The organism is Paracoccus denitrificans (genome assembly GCF_900100045.1).
GTDB classification, from domain to species: domain Bacteria; phylum Pseudomonadota; class Alphaproteobacteria; order Rhodobacterales; family Rhodobacteraceae; genus Paracoccus; species Paracoccus denitrificans.
The window spans coordinates 108,654-115,086 of record NZ_FNEA01000017.1 but is presented as its reverse complement, the minus strand read 5'-3'; the positions used below and the strand labels follow the sequence as shown (position 1 = coordinate 115,086).

Annotated in this window: 6 protein-coding genes; 2 read left to right on the top strand and 4 right to left on the bottom strand. The window is 67.4% G+C overall.

The features are described 5' to 3' along the window. Positions 1-101 precede the first annotated feature (101 nt). On the bottom strand, positions 102-1,214 hold the full coding sequence (locus BLT64_RS16030) for a glycosyltransferase (protein WP_157137465.1): 1,113 nt from the start codon (positions 1,212-1,214) through the stop codon (positions 102-104). 76 nt (positions 1,215-1,290) lie between these two features. Between BLT64_RS16030 and BLT64_RS16025 the strand changes: the two genes are divergently transcribed. Together BLT64_RS16025 and BLT64_RS16015 are read left to right on the top strand one after the other, a co-directional pair. Further along, on the top strand, positions 1,291-2,190 hold the full coding sequence (locus BLT64_RS16025; protein ID WP_011751259.1) for a DUF4422 domain-containing protein: 900 nt from the start codon (positions 1,291-1,293) through the stop codon (positions 2,188-2,190). A 335-nt stretch (positions 2,191-2,525) separates the two neighbouring features. Next, positions 2,526-3,671 (top strand): UDP-galactopyranose/dTDP-fucopyranose mutase family protein, encoded by a 1,146-nt coding sequence (locus tag BLT64_RS16015; RefSeq protein WP_011751261.1) that lies wholly within the window; start codon positions 2,526-2,528, stop codon positions 3,669-3,671. 48 nt (positions 3,672-3,719) lie between these two features. On the opposite strand, the gene BLT64_RS16010 is transcribed toward BLT64_RS16015, so the two are convergent. From BLT64_RS16010 to BLT64_RS16000, 3 genes are read right to left on the bottom strand one after another with little or no spacing between them, the layout of a single operon-like run. Beyond that, positions 3,720-4,670 carry an aldo/keto reductase gene (locus BLT64_RS16010; protein ID WP_011751262.1) on the bottom strand — a complete coding sequence of 317 codons (951 nt, stop codon included), beginning with the start codon at positions 4,668-4,670 and terminating at the stop codon, positions 3,720-3,722. Further along, on the bottom strand, positions 4,670-5,854 hold the full coding sequence (locus tag BLT64_RS16005) for an alpha-hydroxy acid oxidase (RefSeq protein ID WP_011751263.1): 1,185 nt from the start codon (positions 5,852-5,854) through the stop codon (positions 4,670-4,672). The genes BLT64_RS16010 and BLT64_RS16005 overlap by 1 nt, the downstream gene beginning before the upstream one ends. A gap of 3 nt (positions 5,855-5,857) precedes the next feature. Further along, the gene (locus BLT64_RS16000) at positions 5,858-6,376 is read right to left on the bottom strand and encodes a MarR family winged helix-turn-helix transcriptional regulator (RefSeq protein ID WP_011751264.1); all 519 of its coding nucleotides are present in this window, start codon (positions 6,374-6,376) and stop codon (positions 5,858-5,860) included. Between the last annotated feature and the right edge of the window lie 57 nt (positions 6,377-6,433).

Genomic DNA, 6,433 nt, shown 5'->3' with positions numbered 1-6,433 from the left:
TCGCCCTGACCCTGCTGCTCGCCGGCCTGGCACTGCTCGAAAGAAACCACCGAAAACTCCTCGAACGCTAAAGCAGAAAATCCGACGCAAAAAGCAGGGCGCTATGCCTGAAGCAGCAGCCCGATCAGCCGGGCATTGATGCGGTCCTGATCGAACTGTTCCACCGCATGGCGCCGCGCGGCAGCCGAGAAGGCTGCGAACGTGGCCGGTTCCTCCAGCCACTTCAGCGCCGCGGCCCAATCGGAAGGATCCTCGCCCGAGACGAGAAAGCCCGTTTCGCCGTGGCGGATCGTGCCGCGCAGGACGGGGGTGTCGCGGACGAGGCAGGGCAGGCCGCTCGCCTGCGCCTCCATGATCACGGCGGGCAGGCCCTCTTCGTAGCGCGAGGGAAAGACCAGGACCGAGGCGCGGCGGTAGAAGGCGGCCATGTCGTGCACGGGTGCGCAGGATTCCAGCAGGCCCTCGCGCAGCCAGCTTTCGATCTCGGCCGGGGCGATGCCGTGGGATGTGGGCAGGCCCGCTGCGGCCAGCCGCCAGTCGCTGCCGCGCAGATGCCGGGCCAGTGCCAGGAACATGTCGATCCCCTTTTCCGGCACCAGGCGGCCGACGAAGATCAGCCGCCTTTGGGCAAGCAGATCGGGGCCGGGGCTGAAATGATCCGGGTCGATGCCGATGCCGGGCAGGGTGGAGATGCTTTCCCGCCGCTGCGGGTGAAGGTCCAGGATCACCCCGGCATCGCGGTCGTTCAGCAACACCCAGCGATCCACCGGCCGGGTCAGCGTGCGGAAAACGCGCCGCTTCGGGCCGGATGCGTCCAGCAGGAAGGACAGGGCCGAGCCGAGGCCCTCCATGAGCGCGACGATCCTTGCACCGGGGCGGGCCAGACGGGCGATGCGCGGGCCCAGAGCGATCGGCTTCGCGTTGAAGCAGCAGATCACATCCGGCCTGTGGCGGCGGATGGTGCGGAACAGGCGGGCCAGCGGGGGCAGATCGGCAATGCCGGGGGGGCTGGCGTGATCGCCGCCCAGATCCTGCCAGACGACCCCCTCCAGATCGAAGGGAGCGAAGAACCCGTCCGCGCGATCCCCCCAATAGGCGCAGATGACACGACAGTCGTGATCGCGCACCAGCCTTTCGATCAGGGCGCGGCGGAAGCGGCAGAAGGGCATCAGGCTGCCGCCCACGAACATCACGGTCTTCCGTTTTCCCGCCACCGCCCTATTCCTTTCCCTGCCTGCACTTGCTAACGCTGCCCCCTGCGCAGCCCTTTGATACGCGAAGGATGACGGCATGGACAGCGGGGGCAGGGACGACGAGGGCGGGGGCGCGCGGATCCTGATCGCTTATCACGCGCCGCATCCGGTTCTGGCCGGCCCCTGCCTGATGCCGATCCATGTCGGGCGGGCCGGGGCAGGGACGGTTCTGCCGGACATGGCGGGCGACGATACGGGCGACAACATCTCGGCCCTGAACCCCGAATATTGCGAGCTGACGGCGCATTACTGGGCGTGGAAGAACCTGCCCTGCACGGGGCCGGTCGGGCTGATGCACTATCGCCGGCTGTTCGATTTCACCGGCAGGCTGAACGCGCATTTCCATGCCGAACGCTACCTGCCGGATTTCGACGCGGCGGCATATCGCACCGATGTCGCGGCGCGGTTCGCGCGCCCTGCCGGGCCGCTGCTGATCGTGCCACGGCCCGCTCGCTTGTCGTTGCCTCTGGGCCTGCATTACCGGGTTTTCCATCATGGGCATGATCTGGCGGTGCTGCGCGCGGTGGTGGCCGAGCGGCATCCGCATTTCCGTCCCGACCTGGATCGCGCCTTGCGCAGCAACCGTTTCGTGATGGGCAACATGTGCGTCATGTCGCGCCCGGTCTTCGACCATTACAGCGCGCTGCTGTTCGATATCCTGGCCGAGACGCGCGCCCGGCTGAAGATGCACGAAAGGGATGGCTATCAGCGCCGCTATCTGGGCTTTCTGGCCGAAAGGATCATGACCGCCTATGCCTTGGGCAACCATCTGCGCAGGAGCTTTCCCGGGCTTGTTCCCGAATTCCGCGGCATAGTGAACATCGACCGCCGGATTCCCGCGCGTGCCGGAGCCTTGCGGCTGGCCCGGCTGTGCCTGCAACGCCGCATCGCGCCCGGCGATGCATGGCGGGCCGCTACGGGAAGGATCGAGGGCTGACCGGCCCTTGAGCCGGCCGGACGGCTGGGCGTGCCTTCCGCTTTCGACGATGAGGCAGGCGATATGCAGGCGCGGCAAAGCCTGCCCGTGAAAGCGCGGAAATGCCGAAGATCGCGCGCTTCGCCGGCGATGTTGCCGACGGCGGCGCCGATATGCCGATGGCGGAGCCGCTATCGGCCGGGACGATGCCGGCTGGCATTGCGAGCGGTGATGCGCCTCGCGGCGACGCGTGGTATAAGCCTTCGCCGATATTGCCGGCACGAGCCATGGCGCATGAGCGGCGACTCCGATCGCCCCGCCCCGCTCCGGCGGGCGGGGATGCGGGAAGGGAAAGAATGAAGATACTGCTTGTGGGCGCGGGACTGTCGGGTGCGGTGATCGGGCGCCAGCTGGCCGAGGCCGGCCATGACTGCCGCATCATCGACAGCCGCCCGCATGTCGCCGGCAATTGCCATACCGAGCGCGACCCCGAAACCGGCGTCATGCTGCATCTTTACGGCCCGCATATCTTCCACACCGACGACGAGGGGGTCTGGGCCTATGTCAACCGCTTCGCCGAGTTCGTGCCCTTCCAGAACCGGGTCAAGACCACCTCGCGGGGTGCGGTCTATTCGCTGCCGGTGAACCTGCACACCATCAACCAGTTCTTCGGCAAGACCCTGCGCCCGGACGAGGCGCGCGCCTTCATCGAAGGCAAGGCCGACCGCTCGATCACCGACCCGCAGACCTTCGAGGAACAGGCGCTGCGCTTCGTCGGCCCCGAACTCTACGAGGCGTTCTTCAAGGGCTATACCGAAAAGCAATGGGGTTGCTCGCCGCGCGACCTGCCCGCCTCGATCCTCAAGCGGCTGCCATTGCGCTTCAACTATGACGACAATTACTTTTTCCACCGTTTCCAGGGCATGCCGCGCGCGGGTTATACGGCGATGGTTGCCGCGATCCTCGACCATCCGCGGATCTCGGTCGAGCTGGAGACCCCCTATCGGCCCGAGATGGCCGACCGGGCCGATCACCTGTTCTGGTCGGGGCCGCTGGACGGGTTCTTCGACTACAGACTGGGCCGGCTGGGCTATCGCACGCTGGATTTCGAGCGTTTCACCTATCGGGGCGATTACCAGGGCTGTGCGGTGATGAACTATGCCGACCGCGAGGTGCCCTGGACGCGCATCACCGAGCACAAGCACTTCTCGCCCTGGGAAAGCCATGAGGGCAGCACCTGCTATCGCGAATATTCCCGCGCCGCCGGGCCGGGGGACATTCCCTATTATCCGATCCGGCTGGTCCGGGAGAAATCCCTGCTGGCGCAATATGTCGAACTGGCTCGGGCGCAGGAAAAGGTGACCTTCATCGGCCGGCTGGGCACCTATCGCTATCTGGACATGGACGCGACCATCCGCGAGGCGCTGGATACGGCGGAGGCGTTCACGGCGACCGGGCAAAACGGGGCGCGAAGGCCGCAATTCTCCGTCCCGCCCCTGTGATCGGGCCTGATGACCGCGGGGCCGTCAAACCCGCGAGCCTGTCAGCCATCAGCCGTGAAGCGAGGCGGCATTCAGCCGGCCAAGCGATTCCGGCGACAGCCGGTGTCGCGCTGCAAGGATCAGCGCGTCCAGCTGCGCCAGGCTGGTGGCGCTGGCGATCGGGGCGGTGATGCCCGGCTGGGCGCGGACCCATGCGATCGCCGCCGCGGCGGGCGGGACGCCCTCGGCTTCGGCGACCTCCAGCAGGGTTTGCAGGATCCGCATGTTCCGCGGTGTCATGCAGGCGGCCACGCGCCCGGCCCGTGCGCCGGAAACATCCGCCTCGCTGCGGTATTTGCCGCTCAGGAAGCCCGCGGCCAGCGCGAAATAGCTGATGGCGCCGATCTCTTCGCGCCGGCACAGATCGGCAAGCGGGCCCTCGAAGCCCTCCCGTGCGATCAGGTTGAATTCGGGTTGCGTGCTTTCGAACCGGGGCAGGCCCAGATCGCGGCTGACGGCCAGGGCCGCCTCGGTCTGCGCGGCCGAGAAATTCGAGTTGCCCAGCACGCGGACCTTGCCGGCCTGAACCAGCCGGGCAAGGGCGGTCATGGTTTCCTCCAGCGGCACCTCGGGGTCGGGTTCATGCGCTTGGTAGAGGTCGATGTAATCGGTCCCCAGGCGCCGCAGTGAATGTTCGACCGCCTGCTCGATCCAGCGTGCCGACAGGCCGCGATTGCCGTCGCCCATGCGCATCCCGCATTTCGTGGCCAGGATCACCCGGTCGCGCCCGCCGCGGCTGGTCAGCCATGCGCCGATCAGCACCTCGGATTCGCCGCCCTTGTGACCCTCGACCCAGGCGGAATAGACATCGGCGGTGTCGATCATCGTCAGCCCCTGTTCGACCATGCGGTCGAGCAGGTCGAAGCCCGTCGCCCGATCCACGGTCCAGCCGAAGACGTTGCCGCCGAACACCACCGGCGGCACCAGCAGGTCAGAGCGTCCCAGTCGTCGTTTTTCCATCACGCGTCCCCCATTGTCAGATAATCAGGCCCCAGCTCCGCCGGCGAGGTGCAGCCGATTCCGGCCATGACCAGATCGGTTTCCTGCCGCAGGATGGACAGGGCCTTGCGGGCCCCCGCCTCGGCTCCGGCGGCGGTGCCGTAAAGCGTCGGCCGGCCGGCAAAGACGAAATCCGCGCCAAGGCACAGCGCGATGACGATATCCGACCCGCGCCGCACGCCGCTGTCAAGGAACAGTGGATAATCCGGTCCCACCGCGTGCCGGATCGCCGGCAGCATGTCCAGCGCTGCGGGTGCCGCATCCAGCGCCTTGCCGCCGTGGTTCGAGACCATGATCGCATCCGCGCCAAGCGAGGCCGCGCGTCGGGCATCCTCGGGGTGCAGGATGCCCTTGACGATCAGCGGCCCGGGCCAGAGGGCGCGGCAGGCTTCAAGGTCTTGCCAGCACAACGTGCCGCTTTCGCCCGGCGCGAAGGCCTGGTCAAAGAAAAAGGCCGCGATTTCCGAGGCGCCGGCCCCCTTGGGCGCATAGGGCGCCCAGTTGCCCATCGCCTCCATGCCGCCGCCCAGCAGAAAGCGCAGGAACCATTCCGGGTGCAGCAGCACCTCTTTCGCAAGGCGCGGCCACAGCGCCGGGCCGGGCCGGAACGGGACCGAGATCCGGTTGCGCAGGTGTCGTTCGCGCTTGGGTGTCACCGGCGTATCGACGGTCAGCACCAGGGCCGGGGTGCCGGCATCGGCGGCGCGGCGGATCTGGTCGCGGGTGATGGCCCGGTCGCGGGCGGGATAAAGCTGGAACCAGCCGTGTTCCGGCGCGATCCGGGTGATTTCCTCGAGCGAGGCACCGGCGGCGCCGGACAGGACGAAGGGAATGTCGGCCTCGCGTGCGGCGCGAGCCAGCATCCGGTCGGCATCGCGGCGGAACAGTTGCGCCGGGCCGGTCGGCGAGATGCCCAGGGGCATCGCGTAGTCACGGCCCAGAATGCGGGTACTCAGCGAGCGGCGCGAGACGTCGCGCAGATAGCGCGGCACCAGCCGGTGGCGGGCGAATGCCTGCCTGTTGCGCATGAGCCCCGCCTCGCCATCGACGCCGCCGGCGATGAAATCGAACAGGAAACCCGGCAGATAGCGCCGCGCCGCCCGTTCGATCTCGTCGATGTTGACGGCGTGGCGGGTGTGGTCCATCCGCTATCCCGCGCTGTTGGTGGCGATCAGCACGCTCAGCATCCGCGCCATGCTTTCGCAATCCTGCGGCGACAGCGCCGCGATCAGTTCGCGCTCCAGCGCCGCATGGGCGGCCATGCTCTCATCGGTCAGGGCGATGCCCTTTTCGGTCAGCTCGACGATGACGCCGCGGCCGTCGCGCTTGTCGGCGCTGCGCTGCACCAGCCCGTCCCTTTCCAGCTTGCGCAGCAGGTTGGACAGCCCGCCCGAGGAGATGACGATGGCGGACAGCAACTCGCTGGGCGTCATGCGATAGGGCGGGCCGCTGACGCGGATCGTGGCCAGGATGGCATAGGTCGGGAACTTCAGCCCGAATCGTGCAAGGTTGCGGTTCACCTTGTCGATGATGACCTCTTGCAGATGCAGGACGCGGCCGACGACTGCCTTGCCGCTGCTGTCGATCTGCGGCACCTCGCGCCGCCATTGCCGCATGCCGCGTCCGATCCGGTCGTTTTCCCAGTATCTTATCGGTTCCTCGTCCAAGCTTGGCCCTTGTCGCTGAATGATCCGCCCGCCCTTCGTCATTACCGCAATCGTGCG